Here is a 24,098-nt window from a genome sequence, read left to right on the forward strand (position 1 = left end):
TTCCACCCAACGCCGGGCATTGGCCGCGACCCGGTTTAAAAATATTTATATATTAGTTGGTATAAACACATATAAAAATCTTGCTATCGCGACGGGAAATATTACTTCATCATTACATCATATAAATATTGGTTACTGGGAACTGGTAGAAAATGAAAAATCTCTCGCGTTCATCCACGGGTATTGATCTCAATCTCATTCCTGTTTTTATTGAAGTTGTCAGATGTGGAAGCATGGCTAAAGCCTCTTTACGTCTGAATATGTCCAGACCGGCCGTCAGCCTGGCGCTAAAACGCTTTGGGATGCTGTTTAACGAGCCGCTGTTTACGCGCAAGGGCCTGTTTCTGGAGCCAACGCCGCACGCATTGCTGTTGACCAGCGAGATGGAAAAGCTGCTGGGCTTGATCCACGATCATATCGCCAGCACCCCCGCCAATGGGGAGAGCATTCCAGCGCCTGCGGCGCCGGAATGTGATGAGCCTAGATCCGTTGCATGGACAATTTGAACGACGACATTGCCTCGATAAGCTCGCGGGATTGATCTTCCAGCGAGCGCGTCGCGGCTGAGGATTGCTGCACCAGCGCTGCGTTTTGCTGCGCGGTTTCGTCCATCTGGTTGACGGCAATATTCACCTGCGCAATACCGTGACTCTGCTCCTGCGACGCGTTGGCAATTTCACGCATCAGCTTCGTCATCCGCAGCACTTCGGTGGCAATCTCGTCCATGGTTTCACCCGCCTGCTGGGCCAGCTCGCTGCCTTCGCTGACGTGCGACTGCGAGTCGCTGATCAGGGTACGGATCTCTTTGGCCGCGTCGGCGCTGCGGCTGGCAAGATTACGCACTTCACCGGCCACCACCGCGAACCCTCGTCCCTGCTCGCCCGCACGGGCGGCTTCCACCGAAGCGTTGAGCGCCAGGATATTGGTCTGGAAGGCAATCCCGTCGATCACGCTGAGGATATCGGCGATGCGGTTGGCGCTGCCGGAGATGTCGCGCATCTTCTCAATCACGTAGCACACCATTTCGCTGCCGCGATCGGCGGTGTCAGAGACGGTCTTCGCCAGCAGGTGCGCCTGCTCGGCATTGTCGGCGTTCTGTTTCACCGTGGCGGTGAGCTCTTCCATGCTGGCCGCGGTCTGCTCCAGGGAGGTGGCGGTCGATTCAGTGCGCTGGGCAAGGTGCATGTTGCCTGCGGTCAGCTCCCGGCTGCCGATGTCGATTTGCGAGCTGGCATCACGCACGCGCAGTACCGAGCCCATCAGCGACTGGCGCATCTCTTCGATGGCCGCGTTCAGGCGGTTAAACTCCTGACTTGCCGGGGCATTCAGCGACTGGGTCAGATCCCCGGCGGCCACGTGCTCCAGCTGGGCAATCGAGGCGGAGAGCGGCTTCAGCAGCATATGACGCAGCGCCAGCCAGGCCAGCACGATAATCCCGGCGGTCAGCAGCGCGGCGACAATAATCAGCAGCATCACCCGATTTTTACTCGCCTGCACCGCCGCCACTTCGGCTTTGCCGCGGCTGTCGCTCCAGGTCTGGAAGGCCTGCATGTCATTATCGAACTGACGCGCCACCGGCACCAGGCTGTTCTCCAGCAGATCGTAATAGGCATCGGCGCTCTGCTCGTTGAGCGCGTTCTGCATCGGCACAATTCCCTTTTCGTTATAGGCCGCCAGGCTCGTGGCGACCTTCTTCAGCAGCTGTTCGCCTTCGGGATTGCTCACGCCGCTATCGAAGACGTTTTTCAACGTTTTTTGCGCCAGCGCAATTTCGTTATTGATGTTTTTCACTGATTTGGCGGCATCATCCAGCAGGCCCACCTCCATCATGCGGACGGCCTGACCCGCTTCATTACGCGCGCGCAGGATCAGGGTGTAGCCCGAATTGAGCTGCACCAGTTGTTCACCCTGGAGGTGGTTAATGCGCTCCAGCGAAGAGGAACTTTGTGTGAGGGCATAAATACCGATACCACTGACAAGCAGCAGCAGGAAGGTCATAACGGCCAGTAAAGAAAGCAAGCCGGTACGAATCGATAGCGTTTTCAGCATGATGTAATTTCCGGTAGCGAGATAAATCTGGACAGAATTAACGATTATCGGCCGCTACCGGAAAATAATTAGACCTTTAGCAAATTCAGTATGTTACTACTTTGCTGCTGGCGTGTTGACGCGTGTAACAGGCGAACTCTGGCGGTTCTCCCAGAGCACCGTCAGGCCGCGCTGCAGGGCAATAAAGATGAACAGCAGGATGCCAATCGCAATCTTGGTCCACCACGAGCTGAGCGTGCCGTCAAAGTTGATGTAGGTCTGAATCAGCCCCTGGATCGCCACCCCGAACAGTGTACCGAGCACGGTGCCAACCCCGCCGCTGAGTAGCGTCCCGCCTATCACCACCGAGGCAATCGCATCCAGCTCCACCCCCACCCCAGCCAGCGCGTAGCCTGCCTGGGTATAGATCGAGAAGATGATCCCCGCAAGCGTAGCCAGCCCGGTGGAAAGCATATAGATGCGGACAGTGGTGCTGCGGGTGGAGATCCCCATCAGGTTGGCCGAGGTTGCACTGCCGCCCATCGCATACACTTCGTTGCCAAAGCGGGTGCGGTGCGCGAGGAAGATCCCGATCACCACCACGCCCAGCATGATCAGACCAAGAATACTCAGACGGCCGCCGCCGGGGATTTTCCACGCCAGGCTTGAGAGGGTGTCGTAGATCGGATGGTTAATCGGAATCGACTCTTCCGACACCAGATAGCTGACGCCGCGCAGGAAAAACATCCCGGCAAGCGTAATAATAAACGCCGGGATTTTCAGGGCGTCGATCAGCAGCCCCATAAAGGCACCAAAGGCGCAGCCCATCGCCAGCACCAGCGGGAAGGCCAGCAGCGGCGAGATCCCCCAGAAGCCAATCGCCTTCGCCAGGAACACGCCGGTAAAGGCGATCACCGACCCGACGGAGAGGTCGATCCCGCCGGAGAGGATGACAAAGGTCATGCCGACGGCGATGATCCCGAGGAAGGCGTTATCGGTCAGGATGTTGCAGATGACGCGCGTCGAGGCAAAGCCGGGGAACTGCGTCAAACAGTAGAGATAGCCCAGCACAAACACGCCCAGGGTTATCATCAGCGGTAAATTACGTTTTATCATGACCACGAATCCCCTTAATGAGACTGATAAAGCGCGGCGACTGCACGATCAGCACGCAGAGCACCACCACCGCTTTCACCACCTGGTTGAGTTCCGGCGGGAACCCGGACAGCAGGATCCCGGTATTCATCCCCTGGATAATCAGCGCACCAATCACCGACAGCAGCAGGTTGAAGCGCCCGCCCATCAGCGACCCACCGCCGATCACCACCGCCAGAATGGCATCCAGCTCCAGCCACAGCCCGGCGTTGTTGGCATCAGCACCGCGAATATCCGCCGCGACGATAATCCCGGCAATGGCGGCGCATACCCCGCTTAATACATAGGTCAGCATCACCATCAGGCGGGTGCTGACCCCGGCGTTTTTCGCCGCGCGAATGTTGATCCCCACCGCCTCAATGAACATCCCGAGGGCGGTTTTGCGAGTAAAGAGCCAGAAGGCAATCAGGGTCACCACCACAATGATCACCGGCGTCGGGAAGAAGAACAGCGAGCCGCTGCCAATCCACGCCAGGTTCGGGGCGTTAAAGGTGACGATCTGCCCGGAGGTGATCAGCTGCGCGACCCCGCGTCCGGCCACCATCAAAATCAGGGTGGCGACGAACGGCTGGATCTTGAGAATGGCGACCAGAATGCCGTTCCACAGCCCGGCAAGCACCCCGGTGCCCAGGGTCACCAGCAGCACCACCGGCAGGCTGTGTCCGGCCACGGTCATCGACGCGGCAGTCGCCCCGGCAATGGCCATCACCGCCCCCACCGACAGGTCAATCCCGCCGGTGGCGATCACCAGCGTCATACCAATCGCCAGCAGCGCCACCGGGGCAGCGCGGTTTAAAATATCAATCGGACTGCCAAACAGACGGCCGTCCTGGAGGATAATCTGATAAAAATGCGGCGAAACCAGGCTATCCACCAGCAGCACCAGCAGCAGGGCAATAATTTGCGGCATGCCGGTGGGCCATTTGAAGCGGCGCTTCGGCTCGCCGGTTTGAGAAAGGGAACGGGGCATCACGGTGCTCTCCTTAAGCCGCAATGGCATTCATGATGGCCGGAACGGACAGGGCTTCCAGCGGGATCTCTGCCACCTGCTGACGGTCGCGCATGATGATCACCCGGTCGGCATAACCCACCAGTTCCTCCAGCTCGGACGAGATGACCAGCAGGGCCAGACCGTCGGCACACAGCGTTTCAATCAGGCGAATAATCTCCGCATGGGCGCCGACGTCGATACCGCGCGTTGGCTCATCGAGGATCAGGAACTGCGGTTTGGTCAGCAGCCAGCGCGACAGCAGGACTTTTTGCTGATTGCCGCCGGAGAGGAATTCGATCGGCTGTTCCGCACTCGGGGTACGAATGCCCAGCTGACGAATAAAGCGCTCGGCAATGGCATTTTGCTCTTTACGCGGGATTGGCCGCAGCCAGCCGCGCTGGGCCTGCAGAGCCAGAATGATGTTTTCACGCACCGAGGCCGCGGCAATAATCCCGTCGGTTTTGCGATCTTCCGGGCAGAAGCCGATCCCGAGGCTGGAGGCCTGATGCGGCGAGCGCAGGGCCTGGGGCTTGCCTTTGATCAGCGCGCTACCGGTGTCAGCAGGTTTGATCCCGAAGATCACTTCCGCGGTTTCGGTGCGCCCGGATCCTAACAGCCCCGCCAGACCGACGATCTCGCCGGGGCGGACCTCCAGATCAAACGGGGCGATGGTGCCTTTTTTGCCGTAGCCTTTAAACGCCGCCACCGGCTTATCGCTGAGCAACGTGCGGCCCGCACGTTGCAGGGCGTTGGTCTCCAGCTCGCGGCCCAGCATCATCTTCACCAGCTCAATCTGCGGCAGCTCGCGCGTTTCGCGACAGCCGACAAAGCTGCCGTTACGCAGGACGGTAATGCGGTCGCTGACCTCATACACCTGATCGAGGAAGTGGGTCACGAAGATCAGGCTCACCCCCTGGTCGCGCAGCTGACGCATCAGGGTGAAGAGCATCTCCACCTCCTGGGTATCGAGGCTGGCGGTGGGTTCATCGAGGATTAGCACTTTGGCAGAGAGGTCGATAGCCCGGCAGATGGCAACGATCTGCTGCATCGCCACCGAAAAGCGGTTCAGGGGTTCACGCACGTCGAGCGAGAAGCCGTATGACGCCATCAATTTTGTGGCACGATCCACCATCTCTTTACGTCGAATCAGGCCAAAGCGCTTCGGCTCCCGGCCAATAAACAGGTTATCCGCCACCGACATGTTCGGCAGCAGGTTCACTTCCTGATAGACCGTGCCAATGCCCAGCTGCTGGGCGTGGGCGGTATTTTTTGGCGAAATGGTATGACCATCGAGCCAGATGGTGCCGCGATCGGCGTGATAAACGCCGGTCAGGGCTTTAATCAGGGTGGATTTCCCGGCGCCGTTTTCACCGAGCAGCGCCATGATTTCACCGCGACGCAGGCTGAAATCAACGTTATCCAGCGCTTTTACGCCGGGGAAGAATTTGCTTAATCCTTCGGTTCGGAGGATTTCCTGGTTTGTATTCATAAAATGACCCTCACCCCAACCCTCTCCCTAAAAGGGAGAGGGAGAAAATAATCAATGCCGACTCGGACTATCCCCTCTCCCCTCAGGGGAGAGGGTTAGGGTGAGGGGAAAAGGCCTTAGTAGCCCATATTTTTCTTCTTCTCTAACTCTTCTTTTGCGGTATCAGGCAGGTAAAGGGTGGATTTGGTGATGGTGACTTTCTCCGGCAGGGTGCCGTCTTTCTTGAATTTTTCCAGCGCGTCAAAAGCCGGGCCAGCCATGTTTGGGGTCAGCTCAACGCTGGCGTTGGCTTCTTTGTCGATCATTGCTTTGTAGATATCCGGCACGCCGTCGATAGAGCCGGTGAGGATATCGCTACCCGGCTTGAGACCCGCTTCTTTGATCGCCTGAATCGCACCGATCACCATGTCATCGTTATGGGCGTAAACCATGCAGATGTTTTTGCCGTTGTTCTCGGCTTTGATAAAGCTCTCCATGACCTCTTTCCCTTTACTGCGGGTAAAGTCGCCGGACTGAGAGCGGATAATCTTGATGTTTGACGCTTTGGCGATCGCATCAGCGAAGCCTTTCTTACGGTCAATTGCCACGCTGGCGCCGACGGTGCCCTGCAGCTCAACCACGTTACACGGCTTACCCGCGACCTGCTTAATCAGCCACTCACCGATCAATTGGCCTTCCAGCACGTTGTTGGCGGTGACGGTGGTCATATAGAGAGATTTGTCTTTTACATCGATGGAACGATCGAGCAGGAAGACCGGGATCTCGGCATCTTTGGCTTCTTTTAACACCGGTTCCCACCCTGTCGCCACCACCGGCGCAATGAAGATGGCATCAACGCCCTGGGCGATAAACGAGCGTACCGCTTTGATCTGATTTTCCTGTTTTTGCTGACCATCGGCGATTTTCAGCGTGATACCGCGTTTTTCGGCCTCGCTCTTCGCAACGTTCGTTTCCGCTGCACGCCAGCCTGATTCTGAGCCGACCTGCGCAAATCCTACGGTTAAAGGAGCGGCCATCGCCATAGACGACATGGCTGCCGAAACTGCTGTGACAAGAAGTAAGCGCTTCCACATAGTGATACCCTCGTAGCCCAGGTTATTGTTGGTTAATAGATGTTCCGCGAAAAAACTATAGACAATGCGAGATGTAACGGAGTGTGTTACATCACACTTCGGAAAAGTGAATAAAACGTTAATCACAACTTTGTAATCGCTTTCATTCACCCATTAAGAATGCAGCTAAGTTTATGGATATTCCTGTCATCAGAAGAGCCTGAAAAGGGCGCGCAGAAGCGGAAGCGGGAGAAAACAAGCAAAGACATTCGTCGCCAGTTGGCTATAATACTCGCCACTTGTTTACCAATCATTTTGAAGGACACAGACATGAGCTTACTCAACGTCCCTGCGGGTAAAGAACTGCCGGAAGACATCTATGTAGTTATCGAGATCCCGGCGAACGCCGATCCAATCAAATACGAAATCGACAAAGACACCGGCGCACTGTTCGTTGACCGCTTCATGTCTACCGCGATGTTCTATCCGTGCAACTACGGCTACATCAACCACACCCTGTCTCTGGATGGTGATCCGGTAGACGTGCTGGTCCCAACGCCATACCCGCTGCAGCCAGGTGCTGTGATTCGCTGCCGTCCGGTTGGCGTACTGAAAATGACCGACGAAGCCGGTGAAGATGCGAAGCTGGTTGCGGTACCGCACACCAAACTGAGCAAAGAGTACGATCACATCAACGATGTGAACGACCTGCCAGAGCTGCTGAAAGCGCAGATCACTCACTTCTTCGAGCATTACAAAGATCTCGAGAAAGGCAAATGGGTAAAAGTGGACGGCTGGGACAATGCCGAAGCCGCGAAAGCTGAAATCGTTGCCTCTTTCGAGCGCGCGAAGAAGAAGTAATTCTTGCTGTGTGAAGAACCCCGACCTGTCGGGGTTTTTTTTATGCCCTCTTGCCGCTGGCAGTAAATGTCACAAAAATGTCACATATCGCTTTTCTCTATTCATATTAATGAGATAGTTCTTCTCCCCTGCCTTAACGCCCTGTCGCGCCCTTAAAGTCTGCCCTCTGCAGGTCGATACCCTCGTCACGTGATCGCGATCGCTTTATTACACAGGGAATGCCCGCTACAGATGAAACTCAATTCACTTACCATCGGCCAACGTCTGGGGCTGCTGGCCTCGCTGTTGCTGCTTGCTACGCTCTTTATCGGCCTGCGCGGGCTGGCGATTAACAGCAATAGCCTGACCCAGCAGGAACAGATCATGACGATGGAGCAGACCATCACCGAAAGCATTGATACCGCGCGTAATGCCCAGGTTCAGTTCAAAATCCAGGTACAGGAGTGGAAGAACACCTTGCTGCGTGGCGCCCAGGGGCAAGAGGCATTCGACAAGTACCGGGCCGCCTTTACCCGTGAAAGCCAGAACACCCAGGCACTGTTAAAGCACCTGAGCGGACTGCTGCCCAAAATCGGCATGGATAACCGGGAGGTGCTGGCCACGCGTGATATCCACGCCGGGCTGGAGCAGCAGTACCTGGCGGCACTGGCCGATTATCAGGTCGGCGATGTGACCAGCGCCCAACGGGTGGATAAGCAGGTGACCGGTATCGATCGCCAGCCGACAAAAATGATCGACGATGTCGTGGCCCGCACGCTGCAACATGCCAAAGCATTACACCAGCAGACCATCGCCGAAAACGAGACGCGCTATCAGCAGACGAAATGGCTGCTGTTGCTGGCCATGACGCTGACGCTCGCTGCCGGGCTGCTGGTGACCTGGTGGCTGATCCGCAGCATTACCCGTCCGCTGGCGCAGGCGGTGAACATTGCCCGCACCGTGGCCGCCGGTGATTTGCAGTCCCGCTTTACCATTGCCGGACGCGACGAGACCGCTGGATTGATGCGCGCGTTGCAGGAGATGAACGTTAACCTGACCCGCATCGTATCTGGCGTGCGCAGCGGTACCGAGACCATCGCCACCGCTTCAGCACAGATCGCCAGCGGCAGCCATGAGCTCTCTTCGCGTAATGAAGCCCAGGCCAGCGCCCTGGAGCAGACAGCCGCTTCTATGGAAGAACTCACGTCGGTGGTGAAAAGCAACGCTGAAAATTCGCGTACCGCGAGCGATCTTGCCCGCAATGCGCGCCAGGTTGCCCGTCAGGGAGAGAAAGCCGTGGAGCGTGCCGTGCAGACCATGAGCGAGATCCATGATTTTTCCAGCGAAATTAATAACATTATCAGCATGATCGATAGCATTGCCTTCCAGACCAACATCCTTGCGCTCAATGCCGCTGTCGAAGCGGCCCGCGCAGGCACCGAAGGGCGTGGCTTTGCGGTGGTGGCCGCCGAAGTGCGCGCCCTGGCCCAGCGCTCCGCCTCGGCCGCGAAGGAGATCAGAGTGCTTATCGACCGCTCGGTTAACCGTATTGATGAAGGCAACGGTCAGGTCAAAGAGGCCGGCGCTGCGATGGCGGATATTCTGCTCAGCATCAGCAAGGTGAGTGAGCTGATCGAAGCGATTTCGTTAGCCAGCAATGAACAGAGCACCGGTATCGATCAGGTCAACGTCGCGGTGACCCACATGGATGCCGCAACGCAGCAGAATGCCACGCTCTCTCAGGAATCGTCTGCCGCCGCGAGGGCGATGCACCGCCAGGCAGAACAGCTGCTGGACACGGTGCAGATCTTCAAGCTGCGCCGGGAAGAGGTTTAAAAAAACAACGCCACCCGAAGGTGGCGTTGTTCCTTTCAGTACTGGTCTCTGTCTAACCAGTTACCGCTTTCAATCCGCGTTAAACCGTCGACCGGACGCTGGTACACGTACATCCACGCAGTACCGTATGGCGTCTGGATCAACTGGCGAGCGTATTCCCCGCCCCTGGTGCGCAAGGCATCAAGTTCGGCAAGCGTGGCGTTATCAATACGATAAACCTCACCCTGTACCGTTCCGTTCCCCGGAACTGCGCCTGGATAGTGGCCCAGACTGTACAACTGGTAGTTTTCAATATTGTAATTCCCCAGCAGCTGGGCGTTGGTCATCCAGTGGCTGTTGCCTTGCTTAGTTCGTAAACTACCGTAGACAAATATTCGCATTGCTAGAACTCAAACTGATAGAGCACATCGAGTGCCTGGTCTACGCCGGACACCGCTTCCAGATACAGCTTAGGCATCAGGCGATAGCGTAACGTGAGCGTCGCCAGTGAGTCAAAGATCCCCACACCATATTTCACCTGCAGACCCGGCAGTACATAGCCGCTGACCACCACCTGAGAAGAGTCACCGACCCCCTGGGTGTCCAGCGCCAGATTGCTTACGCCAAACGTCTCGCCGATTTTACCCACAACCTGACCACTTTGTGCAACCCCCAGGCCCACTAACATTGATGTCATCGCCGCACTGTCGCTCTGAGAGCTGTCCAGACCTTGCCCGCGCAGCAGGTAAGACAGGGCTTCCTGCTGCGACATCGCCGGATCAGAGAAGATTTCTGCCTTCGGTTCATCCGCCGTACCGGTCACCCGCACCCCGGCAATCACCTCATCTTCGGTGGCTTCCGGGTTACGGATCGCCTCGATGTTCAGCAGCGGCTGATCCGGCGGCCCCGAGAACAGCAGCTCGCCTTTGCGCACAATCAGGTCCTGGCCGTAGGCGTGGAAGCGCCCTTCAGGAATATTGATCTGCCCGTTCAGGCCCAGCCCTTGTTTATCCTGCGCCACTTTCAGATCGCCGGTCAGCCTTGCCTTCAGGCCAAAGGCATCCAGACGCACGTTATTGCCGACGTGGACAATCAGGTTGCTGTTGATTGGGATCGACGCACGCTGGGTTTCAACCGGCTTCAGATCCCTGTCGAGCATCACTTCATCGCTGGAGACGCCCACCGCGCTTTCCGGCACGTCGTGCACCACGATACGCGCCCACGGTACATCCACCCGCCCATCGAGCGTATACAGGTCTGGCGTCGCTTCAAAGACCACATCCGGCGAGACATCCAGACGCACCATCGGCGGCACGGTAATACGCACCTTGCTGCCTTTGGCCGCCACCCGCGCACGCCAGTTATCAATCTGGCTCCAGTCCGCGTCGCCACTGAGGTTAATCTGCCCCTGCTGGGTACGCACCACGCCTGCGAGGGTCGAACTCATGCCATTGAAGTTCATCGCCAGCTGGCTGGGCTGCATATCGAATGGCATAAAGTTGCCGTCAACATCCACCCCGTTAAGCTGCATCTGGCCGAACAGCTGCGGGCTTTGCGCGTTACCGGCCAGCCGCAGGTTGGCGTTCAGCATCCCGGCCACCTTCTCGCCCCGGGCGAAGATGGCGTTCGCCATGGCCAGGTTCAGGTTGCGGATATTGACGTTGCCGCCCAGATTACGCTGCCCCTGCGGATCGGTAACCTGAATCTGACCGTCAAACTGGCCGTTGTTGGCCAGGCGGATCAGCCAGCCCAGTTCGGCGCGATTGTTATGCAAGTCAGCGGTGAGGTTCAGGGTGTCGAACGCCAGCGGCAGCGGGGCGTCGTTAATCACCTGGGTCACCTTCACGTTGCGCCCGGAGAGGGTCACGTTACCCTGCGGCAGCCCCGGTTTGGTGGTGTCCCAGGCCACATCCGCTTTACCGCTAAAGACGCCGCTGGCCTGAGTGGCATCCGGCATAAACGGCTTGAGCATCTGAAGATCGAAGCGGTTGAGATTGACTACCGCCCGCCCTTCGGCGCCCGCGTCAATGGTCTGCGGCACGCACAGCTCGGCATTCGGGTTGGTCCAGCAGTGCGGCCCGATGCTGATCTTCTGCTCCGCGTTGCGATAATCCAGCGCAATCGCCCGGTTTAACGCCCACGGCCCCACCGGTGTGGCAAAGCGGGTGTTATCCAGAGTACCTTTCCAGCGGGTCTCTTTGCGGTCAAAACTCCCCGCCAGATGCAGCTGGCCGGAGACCGGCTCCCCCTGGATGCGCAGCTGGAGTTCGTGCTGCTTCTCGCTGCCCTTCGCCTCCAGCGTCACCTGATTGAGATTGACGCCCGGCTGGGATATCCGGTCGACACGCAGGTTGAGATGTCCCGCAATCTGATCGGTGGATTTGACGTCGCCATCCACCCGTACGCGGGCGATGGTCAGCTCCTGCCAGCGCAGGTTATTGGCGGTGATATCCGCCAGCAGCTGCGGTGCGTCGACCGTGCCGCGCACTTTTACCAGCCCTTTGGCCGTGCCACCCAGCCCCGGCAGGGCGTTGTCGAGATTCGGCGCATCGATGGTGGCATCCAGATCCAGATCTTTTACCCCCAGCTCGCCTTTGATGTCGGCAGTGTTACGCCCCAGCGCCACGTGCATGCCCGGGATGATCCACTGCAGGTAGCTGTTGCCCTTTAACGAACCCTGAACATCGACCTTGTTCTGCTTCACGTTGCCGGTGATTTTCAGCTCTGGCACCTCCATCTGCCAGCTTCCGCCGTACAGACTGCCGCGCGTTTTAATCAGGCCGTCGAGCTTCGATGGCCAGTCAGGCACCTCTTTGCCGGTGTTGATGCCGGTGAGTTTCAGCTCGCCGCGCCAGCTGATCGCCTTCTGCCAGTCGAGCAGCGCCGTCAGTTCGGTTTTGCCTTCCAGGGCCGCGACCGTCAGCTTATCGAGGTTAATCTGCTGTTCGTTGCCCTTCGCATCCAGCGTAATGCCCGCGGACGGCAGCCCCTCGCCCTTCACCGCCGTGCGGAACGACAGGGTGTAATCGGTCATTTTGCCCGTGAGCTTCAGCTTCACGTCGTCGGCCTGGTACTGCTTCTCGCCGGTAAATGGCCAGTACAGCTGCTTGCTGGTGACCTCCAGGTTGAGCGGCAGGCCCGCTTCTGCCAGCCGGGTCTGGCCGCGCAGCACCATATCCACCGGGCCAGACAGGTTAACGCCAAATTCCAGCTGTTCACGCAGCGCCCCGCCGACCTTCAGCTTTACCTTCTCGCCTTTGATCGGGTCAATATTCAGGGTGCTGTTGAGGGTAATATCCACCGGCCAGTTATCGCGCAGCAGCGCATTGCCGGTGGCGTTGACGCTGCCCTGGTTGGTGTCGATATCCAGCGCGTCGAGCTTCATGTTGCCGTCGATACTGCTCACTTTCAGCAGCATGTTGAACACCGTCAGATCGGTATCGCCGGTCAGGCGCAGCTGTTCGCCTTTAAATTCTTCGATATTGAGATTCAGCGGCAGGTGAACGTCTGTCATCTCCGGCAGCACCGGCTTTGAGAAAAGATCTTTCAGGGTTTCACCCAGCGGTTTCTCGTCCGGCTGCGGGTTCTGAATTTTCGGGTCGACAATCTCTTCCTGCGCCACCTCTGCCACCTTCGGCAGGGCGATCAACAACCCTTTCAGATCGGTGGGGGTTAAGGTCAGGTTTTTCTCCTGCCAGCGCAGGCCGGAGGTGAAATCCATCACCGACACGGTGGTGTCGTCGATTTTGAGATTGACGTTGTTCAGCGCCACCCGATAGAGGGCAATCGGGTACGGGGTGGAGAGATCCAGCGGGCCGCTGTCCTCTTCGGCAACGGGTTCGGTTTTCGGCATCTTTGTGGAATCGATGGTCACAAAGACGTCTTTTAGCGCCAGATCGTTAATGCACAGGCTGCTGTCGCGCAGGCAGCCGAGCTTGACCGCCAGATGCAGATCCCCGGCATTAACCGCCACACCCGGCTGGGTATAGCGGACGTTTTTCAGGTGCAAATCGCGCCAGCCGCCGGTAACCTGGCCGATCTCCAGCCCGGGCACCCAGCGGTTGGCCGCGTTAAACAGCAGATGCAGCCCGCTGGTGGTCCCCACCAGGAACGCCACGGCACCCAGCAGCAGCAGAATAAACAGCAACACGCCGAGGCTGATCTTCTTCCATAAACTCATAACTCTGGCCCCAGACCGATGTAAAACTGCAGATCGTGTGTATCTTTATCACCCACCGGCACCGCGAAATCGAGCTTGATCGGCCCGACCGGTGATTCCCAGCGCACGCCGACGCCAGCGCCGGTTTTAAAATCGCTGCGGCGGATATCGCTCACCGCTTCACCGCTGTCGATAAAGGTCGCGCCCCACCATTTGCCGGTGACATTGTACTGGTACTCCAGCGAGCCGGTGGCCAGCTTCGAGGCCCCGATCAGCTTGCCTTCGCTGTCTTCCGGCGCGATGGATTTGTATTTATAGCCACGAATACTGCGATCGCCCCCGGCGAAGAAGCGCAGATCCGGCGGCACTTTGGCGAAATCGCCGGTTTCAATCCAGCCCAGATTGCCGCGCATCACAAAGCGGTGGCGGTCGTAAAGGGTGCGGATCCAGACGTTCTGCGCCTGAACTACCGAGAAATCCACATCGGAGCCCCAGGCGGTATTCGAATAATCGATTGAATAGCGCTGAGAATCACCCCAGGTTGGCATCAGCCCGCCGCGTGAGCGGGTCCGGCTGATCATCACTCCCGGATAGAGCAGCATCGTGGTGTTGGTGACGTTAGCCTGGGTAAAGTGGTCGAGGCTCCAGCGCAGGTTAATCGCCCGCTGCCAGCCGCTGGAGAGGTCCCAGTAGCGTGACAAGGCAAGGGTGGTGGAGTCCGATTCAGTATCGTTAAGGTCAGTGCGCTTAAAGCCGCCCTGCACCAGGTAATATTGCTCAAGCGGGTTTTTCAGCAGCGGCATTTTGTAGCTGAAATCCAGCTGCTGCTCGGGCGCGGAGACGCTGAGGTTGGTGGTCAGGCTGTGGCCGTAGGAGTTCATCCACGGCTTTTTCCAGGTTGCCTTCACGCGCGGGCCGACGTCGGTTGAGTAACCGACCCCGGTCTCGATGGTGTTTTCGGTGCGGGGCGAGACCACGCCGTGCAGCGGCAGCACTTTGGTCTTCCGCGCTTTATCAAATTCCGGCGCCACGACCACCGAGTTAAACCAGCCGGTCGCGGACAGGCGGCGGTTCAGCTCAGCCAGATCCTTCGACTGATAATAGTCGCCCTCTTTAAAGGGGATCAGATTCTGCAGGTATTCATCGCGAATTTGCGAGCCTTCAAAGGTGACGTCGCCAAAGCGGTAGCGCTCGCCGCTGTCGTAGTCGATATCCCAGAACGCCTGGCGTCTTTCGAGGGAGACCCCGAGCTGGCTTTTATTAAACTGGCTGTCGAAATAGCCTTTGCGCAGCGCCACGCGGGTCAGATCTTTTTTGAAGCCGTCGTAGTCGCTGTGATTCAGTACGGTGCCGTTCTTCGGGCGGTCATGCAGCAGATCGAGGTAGTCACGATCGGTACGCGCCCCACCGCGCAGCACCACATCGGTGCCGCCAATCAGTACCGGCTCGCCCGGCTTGACGCGGGCAATCAACACCTGCCGCCCTTTGGCCGGCGGCGGACGTAATTCGAAGTCGATGGTCGGGTCGTAGTAGCCGAGCGCCTTTAAGCCGCCGCGAATCGCATCATCTACGCGCGCGCGAAAGCGCCGGTCCGGCGTAACTTCATCGCTCTGGATCGTGGACAGCTGCGCACGTACGTTTTTTTCCAGCGCCCCGGATAACCCCTCAACCTGCAAACGAACATTCGCCGCGCTGGCGACTCCGCTTGTCAGCAATAAACTGACCAAACATAACTGGCGGATTTTTGGCACGTTTTCTCCTGAATATCCTTGTTTCCACCCCTGGAAGCATTTGAAGTGCCGCTCCGCGGCGTATCACGGCATAATGCCCAAAACCCAATTCACGGGTTGAAAATTGGTTAAACAACCTAATATTTCTTATGTTTAAATCTAGACTCATTCACCGCGTTTATTGTGTTCAATTAAACGCTTCGTGACAACCTTAACCCAAACATCACCACCCCGGAGGCCTCACCGTGAGTTTATTCGATAAAAAACACCTTGTTGCTCAGGCGGATGCATTACCGGGACGAAATACCCCTATGCCAGTCGCCACTCTGCACGCCGTCAATAATCACTCCATGACCAACGTGCCGGACGGCATGGAAATCGCCCTGTTCGCGATGGGCTGCTTCTGGGGCGTGGAGCGTCTCTACTGGCAGCTGCCGGGCGTTTACAGCACGGCTGCCGGCTACACCGGCGGCTATACGCCCAATCCGACCTACCGCGAAGTGTGCTCTGGCCAGACCGGTCATGCCGAGGCGGTACGCGTAGTGTATGACCCGAACCTTATCAGCTACGAGCAACTGCTGCAGGTATTCTGGGAAAATCACGACCCGGCGCAGGGTATGCGTCAGGGCAATGACCACGGCACCCAGTACCGCTCAGCGATCTACCCCCTGACGCCTGGGCAGGAGAGTGCCGCGCGCGCAAGCCTGGCGCGCTTCCAGCAGGCGATGCACGCCGCCCATGACGATCGCCAGGTGACGACCGAAATCGCCACCGCGCTGCCGTTCTACTATGCCGAGGACGATCACCAGCAGTATCTGCACAAAAATCCGTACGGCTACTGCGGCATCGGCGGCATTGGCGTTTGCCTGCCACCTCAGCTGGCATAAGCGAGAAACACCCAGACCCGACCCCGCCCTTCCCGGCCGGATCGGGTCAAAAAGCGATCTCTGGCGGCTTTACAGTTCGTTACGCTATACTACCCGCTGAAATAACCGGCTCAACGCTACGAGCGGGTGTTCAATGTGTCTTCACACAAATGTAATTAACTTCCCTTCCGAGGATCTGGCGAGAAGCCGGATAAACTATGTTAAACAGTATTTTAGTAATACTTTGTCTGATTGCGGTGAGTGCATTTTTCTCAATTTCAGAAATTTCACTGGCTGCGTCGCGTAAAATCAAACTTAAGCTGCTCGCCGATGATGGCGATATCAATGCACAACGCGTCCTGAAAATGCAGGAAAACCCCGGTATGTTCTTTACCGTGGTGCAAATTGGCCTTAACGCGGTCGCCATTCTCGGCGGTATCGTCGGTGATGCGGCGTTCTCTCCGGTGTTTTACAGCCTGTTCGCTAGCTACTTCTCACCTGAACTCTCCGAACAACTGAGCTTTATTCTCTCGTTTACGCTGGTGACCAGCCTGTTCATCCTGTTTGCAGATTTGACCCCGAAACGCATCGGTATGATTGCGCCCGAAGCCGTGGCTTTGCGTATCATCAACCCGATGCGCTTCTGCCTGTTCGTGTTCCGCCCGCTGGTGTGGTTCTTCAATGGCCTGGCGAATATGATTTTCCGCCTCTTTAAGCTGCCGATGGTGCGTAAAGACGACATCACCTCTGATGATGTCTATGCCGTGTTTGAAGCCGGTGCGCTGGCAGGCGTGCTGCGTAAGCAGGAGCATGAGCTGATCGAGAACGTGTTTGAACTGGAATCCCGTACCGTGCCGTCGTCGATGACCTCGCGCGAAAACGTCATCTGGTTCGATCTCAACGAAGACGAGCAGAGCCTGAAGAACAAGGTCGCCCAGCATCCGCACTCCAAGTTCCTGGTGTGTAAGGATGATATCGACCACATCATCGGCTACGTGGACTCCAAAGACCTGCTGAACCGCGTGCTGGCCAATCAGAGCCTGGCCCTGAGCAGCGGCGTGCAGATCCGCAATACGCTGATTGTGCCGGACACCTTGACCCTCTCCGAAGCGCTGGAAAGTTTTAAAACCGCAGGGGAAGATTTTGCGGTGATCATGAACGAATACGCGCTGGTGGTGGGCATCATCACCCTGAATGATGTGATGACGACCCTGATGGGCGACCTGGTCGGCCAGGGTCTGGAAGAACAGATAGTGGCCCGCGACGAGAACTCATGGCTGATCGACGGCGGTACGCCAATCGACGACGTGATGCGCGTACTGGACATCGACGAGTTCCCGCAGTCCGGTAACTACGAGACCATCGGCGGCTTTATGATGTTTATGCTGCGTAAGATCCCGAAACGCACCGATTCGGTGAAGTTTTCCGGCTACAAGTTTGAAGTGGTGGATATTGATAACTACCGCATCGACCAGCTGCTGGTGACACGCATCGACAGCAAGCCGACGGTGCTGGTGCCGAGACTGCCGGACGCGCAAGAGAACGCATCGGCTTAAGCCACAAACATTAACGGCTCCCATCGGGAGCCGTTTTACTTACTGCATAGCACGTTGATTAAGCCATCTCAGTTTGCAGACGCATTACCTGACGATTGACTTCGGACATCACAGAAAAGTGCTGCTTATCCTTCACCTTCGGCAGAAGGATCTTGCCCTTATCAAACTCAAAAGCGCCAACATCCTTGATATACAACCGTCCACGGAACAGGATTTTTACGTACTTCGCCACCTGAAGCGGGTTGTATCGTTGGAAAATTTTCATTCTTTTGTCTCCTGCGAATCATACGCTCTTGCAGCGCCACAATTGGGCCGACTTTCTGGAGCGCAAATTTTGTTGCCCAATGACTATAGACCAGTAACCCGGTGATACCCAGTGTGCATAAGTTTATTTACCTTTTGATGACAATTAATCAGAATTTTCTTTGTAATGGTTATCTGCAGGCAGTATAAGCCATCGTTTTTGTACCGTTATGTGCGTTCCTCCGCATTCTGGCACCGGGATTGCGGGTAAAGAACATTGATCGCACTTATGATTAAAGTGCATGACCAAGTGGTCGGATCACCTGCACATTATAAGGAAACACCATGACTTTACGTAACATTCTGGCAACAGCTTGCCTGATGCTGCCACTGATGGCCTCCGCACATAGTTTTGAGAAGGGACAACGTGTGCCGCCGGTGGGCATCGCCGACCGGGGAGAATTGATCCTCGACAATAATGAGTTTAGCTACAAAACCTGGAATAGTGCGCAGCTCGCAGGCAAAGTGCGAGTGATTCTACATATTGCCGGTCGCTCGTCGGCAAAAGAGAAAAATGCAACCCTGATAGAAGCGATCAAGGCAGCAAAATTGCCGCATGACCGCTACCAGACCACCACCATTGTGAATACCGATGATGCGATTCCAGGCTCCGGCATGTTTGTGCGCAACAGCCTGGAGAGCAATAAAAAGCTCTATCCATGGTCGCAGATTATTGTCGATAGCAACGGGACGGCACGGGGTGCGTGGCAGCTGGAAGAAGAGAGTTCCGCCGTTGCGGTGCTGGATAAAGAGGGCCGCGTGCAGTGGGCGAAAGACGGTGCGCTGACCAAAGAAGAGGTGCAGCAGGTAACGGCCCTGCTGCACAAGCTGCTCGGTCAGTAAAGCGAAACCCGGAAGCCGGGGTTGAGGAAGGATTCACGCGGGGTATAGTCGAGCGGCTTGCCCTGCCAGTCGTGAACATGCGCCCCGGCGGCGGCGGCGACCGCATGGCCCGCCGCGGTATCCCAGACATTGGTGGGCCCAAAACGCGGGTAGAGTTGCGCCTGCCCTTCCGCCACCAGGCAGAATTTCAGCGACGAACCGATTGAGGTGGTCTGGTGTTCGCCCAGTTGATGCAGGTACTCCTGCAGTTCGTTGTCGGAATGCGAACGGCTGATCACCACCAGCGGCGGACGGGCATCGCGCACCCGGATTTGCTTACGCACGCTGCACTCTTCTTTCCAGGCTTTACCGTCGGCAGCGCTGTACATCACCTTCAGCACCGGTGCATACACCACGCCCAGCACCGCTTTGCCCTTTTCAATCAGGGCAATATTGACGGTGAATTCACCGTTGCGCTTGATGAACTCCTTGGTGCCATCCAGCGGATCCACCAGCCAGTAGCGTTGCCAGTGCTGGCGCACCTCCCACGACTGCGGATCTTCTTCGGAGAGCACCGGAATATCGGGCGTCAGCGCCTGCAGGCCCTGCAGGATCACCCCATGCGCCGCGAGATCGGCCGCGGTAACCGGGGAGTCATCAACTTTACGAATGACGTCCATCGGGAGTTTGCCATCGTAGACCTGCATAATGGCATCGCCCGCATCCCGTGCGAGCTGACAAATTTTATCTAACATTCTCCACCTCTTTACGTGTAACAGTGGGTATAACTCTTTGTTTTATTTATATCGCATTGGGCATAAATCCGCTATCTGTGAAGCAATTCCGGTTTCATGGTCAATTTTTCTGGCAGGATTCACAGTTCTGTAAGCAAAACAATATACATACATATTCTTTTGTGGCCTGGATCGAAAAAAGGACTCCTCAGATGATTAAGTTTAGCGCAACGCTCCTGGCGACGCTGATTGCAGCGAGCGTACAGGCAGCGACGGTGGATCTTCGCATTCTCGAAACCACCGACCTGCACAGCAATATGATGGACTTTGACTACTACAAAGATGCCCCGACGGAAAAATTCGGCCTGGTACGCACCGCCAGCCTGATTAACGCTGCCCGTGGTGAAGTGAAAAACAGCGTGCTGGTGGACAATGGTGACTTAATTCAGGGCAGTCCGCTTGGCGATTATATGGCGGCGAAGGGGCTGAAAAAAGGCGACATTCACCCGGTCTATAAGGCGCTGAATACCCTGGATTACGCGGTCGGCAACCTCGGGAATCATGAGTTTAACTACGGGCTGGACTACCTGCATATGGCGCTGGCCGGGGCGAAGTTCCCCTACGTCAACGCCAACATCATTGATGTGAAGACCCAGAAGCCGCTGTTCACGCCCTATCTGATCAAAGAGACGTCGGTTGTGGATCAGGACGGTAAGCCGCAGACGCTGAAAATTGGCTATATCGGTTTTGTCCCGCCGCAAATCATGACCTGGGATAAAAAGAACCTCGAGGGCAAAGTCACCGTTAACGACATAACCGAAACCGCACGTAAATATGTGCCGGAAATGCGCGAGAAAGGTGCCGACCTGGTGGTAGTGGTGGCACATTCCGGCCTGTCTGCCGATCCCTATCAGGCGATGGCGGAGAACTCGGTTTACTACCTGAGCGAAGTGAAAGGTGTGGACGCCATTCTCTTCGGCCACGCCCATGCGGTGTTCCCGGGCAAAGATTTCGCCAGCATCAAAGGCGCCGACATTGCCAAAGGGACGCTGAACGGCGTACCCGCCGTGATGCCTGGCATGTGGGGCGATCATCTTGGGGTGGTCGACCTGGTGCTGAATAACGATGGCGGCAAATGGCAGGTGGCGCAGTCCAAAGCTGAAGCCCGCCCGATTTACGATCTGGCCGCCAAAAAGGCGCTGGTCGGTGAAGATAAAAAAATCGTTGAGGTGCTGAAGCACGATCACGATGCCACCCGCGAGTTTGTCAGCAAACCGGTCGGCAAGTCCTCGGATAACATGTACAGCTACCTGTCGCTGGTGCAGGACGATCCCACCGTGCAGGTGGTGAACATGGCGCAGAAAGCCTACGTGGAACGCTTTATTCAGGGCGACCCGGATCTGGCCAAACTGCCGGTGCTGTCTGCCGCCGCGCCGTTTAAAGTGGGCGGACGCAAGAACGATCCGGCCAGTTACGTTGAAGTGGAAAAAGGCCAGCTCACCTTCCGTAACGCCGCCGATCTGTATCTCTATCCGAACACGCTGGTAGTGGTGAAAGCCACGGGCCAGGAAGTGAAGGAGTGGCTGGAGTGTTCTGCCGGGCAGTTCAACCAGATCGATGTGACCAGCACTCAGCCGCAGTCGCTGATTAACTGGGACGGGTTCCGCACCTATAACTTCGACGTGATTGACGGCGTGGACTACCAGATTGATGTCTCGCAGCCGGCGAAATACGACGGCGAATGCCAGATTGTGAATGCACAGGCAGAACGTATCAAGAACCTGACCTTCAACGGCAAGCCCATCGATATGAAGGCCACCTTCCTGGTCGCGACCAACAACTACCGCGCTTACGGCGGCAAGTTTGCCGGAACCGGCGACAGCCATATCGCGTTTGCCTCCCCGGATGAGAACCGCTCGGTGCTGGCAGCGTGGATCGGCGAGCAGTCGAAAAAGGCGGGTGAAATCCATCCGGCCGCAGACAACAACTGGCGACTGGCACCGATCGCAAGCAAGGTGAAGCTGGATATTCGCTTTGAGACTGCGCCAACGGAAAAAGCGGCGGCATTTATCAAAGAGAAGGCGCAGTATCCAATGAAACAGGTGGCAACCGATGAGATCGGTTTCGCCATTTATCAGCTGGATTTGAGTAAATAGCAGTAATGTTGTTGGCCGGGTAAGGCGAGGTAAAAGCAAAACGGCAACGTAAGTTGCCGTTTTTAGTGTTTGCGCCCTCTCTCCGTGGGAGAGGGTTGGGGTGAGGGCATCAGGCTGCACAATTTTATATAGTCACGCCGCACGTTCATCCCGATTCGTCATCACCTGCGGTAAATTCAGCTCAATCCAGTCCGCCAGCGCCGCCACTTTCTCGCTCACCTCCTCCCCCAGCGGGGTCAGGCTGTACTCCACGTGCGGCGGTACCACCGGATACGAGACGCGGTTGATAAATCCATCCTGCTCCAGCGCCTGTAGCGACTGGGCCAGCATCTTCTCGCTGACCCCACCCATTTTGCGCCTGAGATCGCTAAAGCGATGCGTTCCCTGACGCAGCGCCACCAGAATCAGCACACCCCAGCGGCTGGTCACATGCTTTAGCACATCCCGGGAGGGGCACTGCTCCGCGAAGAGATTGCCGTCGCGCATTTGCTCGCTAAGCGTTGGGTTCGTCATTTCATACTTACCTTTTTGTACGTACTTACTTAAAGTTAGCTATGGTGATAGTGTGCCACAACACTTACCTGAGACGAAGGATATTCATCATGATCGCGATTACCGGTGCCACCGGCCAGCTTGGCCAACACGTCATTGAGCTGCTGCTGAAAACCGTTCCGGCCAGTCAGCTGGTTGCTATTGCGCGTAACCCGGCGAAAGCCGAAGCGCTGAGCCAGCAGGGCGTAAATGTCCGCCAGGCCGATTACACCGACCAGGCCGCCTTCACCACCGCGCTGGCAGGCGTGGATAAGCTGCTGCTGATCTCCTCCAGCGAAGTCGGCCAGCGCACGCCGCAGCATCTGAACGTGATCAATGCCGCGCAGGCTGCTGGCGTGAAATTTATCGCCTACACCAGCCTGCTGCATGCCGATACCTCTCCACTGGCCCTGCACGTCGAGCACGTCGAGACCGAGAATGCGCTGGCGGCATCGGGCATTCCTTACGCCCTGCTGCGTAACGGTTGGTACAGCGAAAACTACCTCGCGAGTGCACCGCCGGCACTGGAGCACGGGGTCTTTATCGGCTCCGCAGGCGAAGGCAAAATCGCCGCTGCCACCCGCGCCGACTATGCAGCGGCGGCAGCACGCGTCATTTCTGAAGAAGGCCATGCCGGTAAAGTATATGAACTGGCGGGCGACTCTGCGTGGACATTAGGCGAGCTGGCAGCGGAGCTGAGCCGTCAGAGCGGGAAAAACGTGGTTTATCAGAACCTGAACGAAGCCGATTTTGCCGCCGCGCTGAAAGACTTTGGCTTACCGGCGGGTCTGGCGGATCTGCTGGCCGACTCCGACGTGGGTGCCTCGAAAGGCGGTCTGTTCGACGACAGCCGCACCCTGAGCACCCTGATTGGTCGCCCAACCACAACGCTTACTGAGAGCGTGAAGAGCATCCTGTAATTGTTAAGAAGTAGTTAATTGTTGTGGCATCCCCGTGGGTCATCTCTGATAATGGAAGCATGACCCACGAGGAGGCTCACCGTGCAAGGCGTACCCGAACAGTTCTTCGATGAAAGAGACAGCGCGCGCTTTCGCCATCTGGCGCAGGTGCCGGGCGTCGAACTGTATCACGCCCACATCTCGCGCTATGCGTTTGAGCCTCACACCCATGAAGCCTTCGGAATCGGCGCAATTGAAGCCGGTGCCGAGCGCTTTCGCTATCGCGGCACCCAGTACGTTGCCCCCGTCAATTCCGTTGTCACCATGAACCCGGATGAGCTGCACACCGGCGAGGCTGAAACCGCCGACGGCTGGCGCTACCGGATGATCTACCTTGAACCGGATCTGCTTGAAGAGGTGACCGGCGTTCGCCACTGGTGGTTTAGCGACGTCACCCGCCACGACCCGCGCCGCTCGCAGCAGATCTGCCAGCTGATTTATGGCCTGTGGCACACCGACGACCCGCTGGCGCAAAAAGGGCTGCTGCTGGATCTGATTGAGACCTTCCGGCCGCTGGCGCGCCATGCGCCGGTGCTGCGCGAAGGAGCGCAGCGCTTCGATCGGGTGCGCGACTATCTGCATGACAATTATATGCATTCCCTCACTCTCGACGAGCTGGCGCAGGTGGTGTCGCTCAGTCCATACCATTTTCAGCGCCAGTTTAAAGCCCATTTCCACGTTACCCCCCATCAGATGCTGATGGCGATCCGCCTGTGGCGTGCCAAATCGTTCCTCACTCAGGGGCTACCGGCCGCTGAGGTGGCGGCGGCCACCGGGCTGACTGACCAGTCGCACCTGACCCGCGCGTTTACGCGTCGCTATGGCATCACCCCCGTGCGCTATCAGAAACAGGTGGCGAAGCGCTAATGCGCAATCTCATACAATACGCCCGTCTTTTGCCCCTCTACACTG

The 24,098-nt window shown here is 57.1% G+C and carries 20 protein-coding genes; 9 read left to right on the forward strand and 11 right to left on the reverse strand.

Annotated elements, in window-relative coordinates; all coding sequences use genetic code 11:
• Positions 1–152: 152 nt before the first annotated feature.
• The gene (locus ACRDD5_RS19810; RefSeq protein ID WP_271283256.1) at positions 153–506 is read left to right on the forward strand and encodes a helix-turn-helix domain-containing protein; all 354 of its coding nucleotides are present in this window, start codon (positions 153–155) and stop codon (positions 504–506) included.
• Here ACRDD5_RS19810 and ACRDD5_RS19815 read toward each other — a convergent pair.
• The 5 genes from ACRDD5_RS19815 to ytfQ form a co-directional block, all read right to left on the reverse strand.
• The gene (locus ACRDD5_RS19815) at positions 481–2,049 is read right to left on the reverse strand and encodes a methyl-accepting chemotaxis protein (RefSeq protein WP_271283257.1); all 1,569 of its coding nucleotides are present in this window, start codon (positions 2,047–2,049) and stop codon (positions 481–483) included. The two genes, ACRDD5_RS19810 and ACRDD5_RS19815, sit on opposite strands and share 26 nt — an antisense overlap.
• A gap of 96 nt (positions 2,050–2,145) precedes the next feature.
• Entirely contained in the window at positions 2,146–3,144 is a 999-nt protein-coding gene (yjfF, locus tag ACRDD5_RS19820) for a galactofuranose ABC transporter, permease protein YjfF (protein ID WP_438677758.1), read from the reverse strand.
• Positions 3,131–4,156 (reverse strand): galactofuranose ABC transporter, ATP-binding protein YtfT, encoded by a 1,026-nt coding sequence (gene ytfT / locus ACRDD5_RS19825; RefSeq protein WP_271283259.1) that lies wholly within the window; start codon positions 4,154–4,156, stop codon positions 3,131–3,133. The genes yjfF and ytfT overlap by 14 nt, the downstream gene beginning before the upstream one ends.
• A 10-nt stretch (positions 4,157–4,166) precedes the next feature.
• Positions 4,167–5,663, reverse strand: coding sequence for a galactofuranose ABC transporter, ATP-binding protein YtfR (gene ytfR, locus ACRDD5_RS19830; protein ID WP_271283260.1), 1,497 nt, complete (start codon positions 5,661–5,663; stop codon positions 4,167–4,169).
• Positions 5,664–5,779: 116 nt separating this feature from the next.
• Complete coding sequence (gene ytfQ, locus ACRDD5_RS19835; RefSeq protein ID WP_271267950.1) at positions 5,780–6,736, reverse strand: galactofuranose ABC transporter, galactofuranose-binding protein YtfQ; 957 nt, start codon at positions 6,734–6,736, stop codon at positions 5,780–5,782.
• A gap of 309 nt (positions 6,737–7,045) precedes the next feature.
• Here ytfQ and ppa point away from each other — a divergent pair, with 309 nt between their 5' ends.
• On the forward strand, positions 7,046–7,576 hold the full coding sequence (gene ppa / locus ACRDD5_RS19840) for an inorganic diphosphatase (protein WP_106994080.1): 531 nt from the start codon (positions 7,046–7,048) through the stop codon (positions 7,574–7,576).
• A 231-nt stretch (positions 7,577–7,807) separates the two neighbouring features.
• Entirely contained in the window at positions 7,808–9,391 is a 1,584-nt protein-coding gene (locus tag ACRDD5_RS19845) for a methyl-accepting chemotaxis protein (RefSeq protein WP_438677759.1), read from the forward strand.
• Between the two features lie 35 nt (positions 9,392–9,426).
• On the opposite strand, the gene ACRDD5_RS19850 is transcribed toward ACRDD5_RS19845, so the two are convergent.
• From ACRDD5_RS19850 to tamA, 3 genes are read right to left on the reverse strand one after another with little or no spacing between them, the layout of a single operon-like run.
• On the reverse strand, positions 9,427–9,771 hold the full coding sequence (locus tag ACRDD5_RS19850; RefSeq protein ID WP_271267947.1) for a gamma-glutamylcyclotransferase family protein: 345 nt from the start codon (positions 9,769–9,771) through the stop codon (positions 9,427–9,429).
• A 2-nt stretch (positions 9,772–9,773) separates the two neighbouring features.
• Positions 9,774–13,550 carry an autotransporter assembly complex protein TamB gene (gene tamB, locus ACRDD5_RS19855; protein ID WP_438677760.1) on the reverse strand — a complete coding sequence of 1,259 codons (3,777 nt, stop codon included), beginning with the start codon at positions 13,548–13,550 and terminating at the stop codon, positions 9,774–9,776.
• A complete protein-coding gene (gene tamA, locus ACRDD5_RS19860; RefSeq protein ID WP_271283263.1) occupies positions 13,547–15,280 on the reverse strand; it encodes an autotransporter assembly complex protein TamA in 1,734 nt (577 codons plus the stop codon). The genes tamB and tamA overlap by 4 nt, the downstream gene beginning before the upstream one ends.
• Before the next feature lie 224 nt (positions 15,281–15,504).
• On the opposite strand from tamA, the gene msrA reads away from it, so the two are divergent.
• Together msrA and ACRDD5_RS19870 are read left to right on the forward strand one after the other, a co-directional pair.
• The gene (msrA, locus tag ACRDD5_RS19865; RefSeq protein WP_438677761.1) at positions 15,505–16,146 is read left to right on the forward strand and encodes a peptide-methionine (S)-S-oxide reductase MsrA; all 642 of its coding nucleotides are present in this window, start codon (positions 15,505–15,507) and stop codon (positions 16,144–16,146) included.
• 197 nt (positions 16,147–16,343) lie between these two features.
• Complete coding sequence (locus ACRDD5_RS19870) at positions 16,344–17,681, forward strand: hemolysin family protein (RefSeq protein ID WP_271283265.1); 1,338 nt, start codon at positions 16,344–16,346, stop codon at positions 17,679–17,681.
• 58 nt (positions 17,682–17,739) lie between these two features.
• Here the strand turns inward: ACRDD5_RS19870 and ACRDD5_RS19875 are convergent, their stop codons facing one another.
• A complete protein-coding gene (locus ACRDD5_RS19875) occupies positions 17,740–17,946 on the reverse strand; it encodes a DUF1107 domain-containing protein (RefSeq protein ID WP_271267942.1) in 207 nt (68 codons plus the stop codon).
• Between the two features lie 323 nt (positions 17,947–18,269).
• Between ACRDD5_RS19875 and ACRDD5_RS19880 the strand changes: the two genes are divergently transcribed.
• A complete protein-coding gene (locus ACRDD5_RS19880) occupies positions 18,270–18,827 on the forward strand; it encodes a YtfJ family protein (RefSeq protein WP_271283266.1) in 558 nt (185 codons plus the stop codon).
• On the opposite strand, the gene cysQ is transcribed toward ACRDD5_RS19880, so the two are convergent.
• Complete coding sequence (gene cysQ, locus ACRDD5_RS19885; protein WP_271283267.1) at positions 18,821–19,561, reverse strand: 3'(2'),5'-bisphosphate nucleotidase CysQ; 741 nt, start codon at positions 19,559–19,561, stop codon at positions 18,821–18,823. The genes ACRDD5_RS19880 and cysQ overlap by 7 nt on opposite strands.
• 191 nt (positions 19,562–19,752) lie before the next feature.
• Here cysQ and ACRDD5_RS19890 point away from each other — a divergent pair, with 191 nt between their 5' ends.
• A complete protein-coding gene (locus ACRDD5_RS19890; protein ID WP_438677762.1) occupies positions 19,753–21,696 on the forward strand; it encodes a 2',3'-cyclic-nucleotide 2'-phosphodiesterase in 1,944 nt (647 codons plus the stop codon).
• Positions 21,697–21,828: 132 nt separating this feature from the next.
• Here ACRDD5_RS19890 and ACRDD5_RS19895 read toward each other — a convergent pair whose 3' ends face one another.
• Positions 21,829–22,209, reverse strand: a complete 381-nt coding sequence (locus ACRDD5_RS19895; RefSeq protein WP_271283269.1) for a winged helix-turn-helix transcriptional regulator — start codon at positions 22,207–22,209, stop codon at positions 21,829–21,831.
• Between the two features lie 89 nt (positions 22,210–22,298).
• On the opposite strand from ACRDD5_RS19895, the gene ACRDD5_RS19900 reads away from it, so the two are divergent.
• Entirely contained in the window at positions 22,299–23,147 is an 849-nt protein-coding gene (locus ACRDD5_RS19900) for an SDR family oxidoreductase (protein ID WP_438677763.1), read from the forward strand.
• 81 nt (positions 23,148–23,228) lie between these two features.
• Positions 23,229–24,053 carry an AraC family ligand binding domain-containing protein gene (locus tag ACRDD5_RS19905; protein WP_438677764.1) on the forward strand — a complete coding sequence of 275 codons (825 nt, stop codon included), beginning with the start codon at positions 23,229–23,231 and terminating at the stop codon, positions 24,051–24,053.
• Positions 24,054–24,098 lie beyond the last annotated feature (45 nt).

This window comes from Silvania sp. (genome assembly GCF_051656365.1).
Lineage (GTDB): Bacteria > Pseudomonadota > Gammaproteobacteria > Enterobacterales > Enterobacteriaceae > Enterobacter > Enterobacter hatchlandensis.

Coding starts and splice junctions, on each gene's coding strand:
- ACRDD5_RS19810 (WP_271283256.1), top strand. CDS start 153: ATGAAAAATCTCTCGCGTTCATCCACGGGTATTGATCTCAATCTCATT.
- ACRDD5_RS19815 (WP_271283257.1), bottom strand. CDS start 2,049: ATGCTGAAAACGCTATCGATTCGTACCGGCTTGCTTTCTTTACTGGCC.
- yjfF (WP_438677758.1), bottom strand. CDS start 3,144: ATGATAAAACGTAATTTACCGCTGATGATAACCCTGGGCGTGTTTGTG.
- ytfR (WP_271283260.1), bottom strand. CDS start 5,663: ATGAATACAAACCAGGAAATCCTCCGAACCGAAGGATTAAGCAAATTC.
- ytfQ (WP_271267950.1), bottom strand. CDS start 6,736: ATGTGGAAGCGCTTACTTCTTGTCACAGCAGTTTCGGCAGCCATGTCG.
- ppa (WP_106994080.1), top strand. CDS start 7,046: ATGAGCTTACTCAACGTCCCTGCGGGTAAAGAACTGCCGGAAGACATC.
- ACRDD5_RS19845 (WP_438677759.1), top strand. CDS start 7,808: ATGAAACTCAATTCACTTACCATCGGCCAACGTCTGGGGCTGCTGGCC.
- ACRDD5_RS19850 (WP_271267947.1), bottom strand. CDS start 9,771: ATGCGAATATTTGTCTACGGTAGTTTACGAACTAAGCAAGGCAACAGC.
- tamB (WP_438677760.1), bottom strand. CDS start 13,550: ATGAGTTTATGGAAGAAGATCAGCCTCGGCGTGTTGCTGTTTATTCTG.
- ACRDD5_RS19870 (WP_271283265.1), top strand. CDS start 16,344: ATGTTAAACAGTATTTTAGTAATACTTTGTCTGATTGCGGTGAGTGCA.
- ACRDD5_RS19875 (WP_271267942.1), bottom strand. CDS start 17,946: ATGAAAATTTTCCAACGATACAACCCGCTTCAGGTGGCGAAGTACGTA.
- ACRDD5_RS19880 (WP_271283266.1), top strand. CDS start 18,270: ATGACTTTACGTAACATTCTGGCAACAGCTTGCCTGATGCTGCCACTG.
- cysQ (WP_271283267.1), bottom strand. CDS start 19,561: ATGTTAGATAAAATTTGTCAGCTCGCACGGGATGCGGGCGATGCCATT.
- ACRDD5_RS19890 (WP_438677762.1), top strand. CDS start 19,753: ATGATTAAGTTTAGCGCAACGCTCCTGGCGACGCTGATTGCAGCGAGC.
- ACRDD5_RS19895 (WP_271283269.1), bottom strand. CDS start 22,209: ATGACGAACCCAACGCTTAGCGAGCAAATGCGCGACGGCAATCTCTTC.
- ACRDD5_RS19900 (WP_438677763.1), top strand. CDS start 22,299: ATGATCGCGATTACCGGTGCCACCGGCCAGCTTGGCCAACACGTCATT.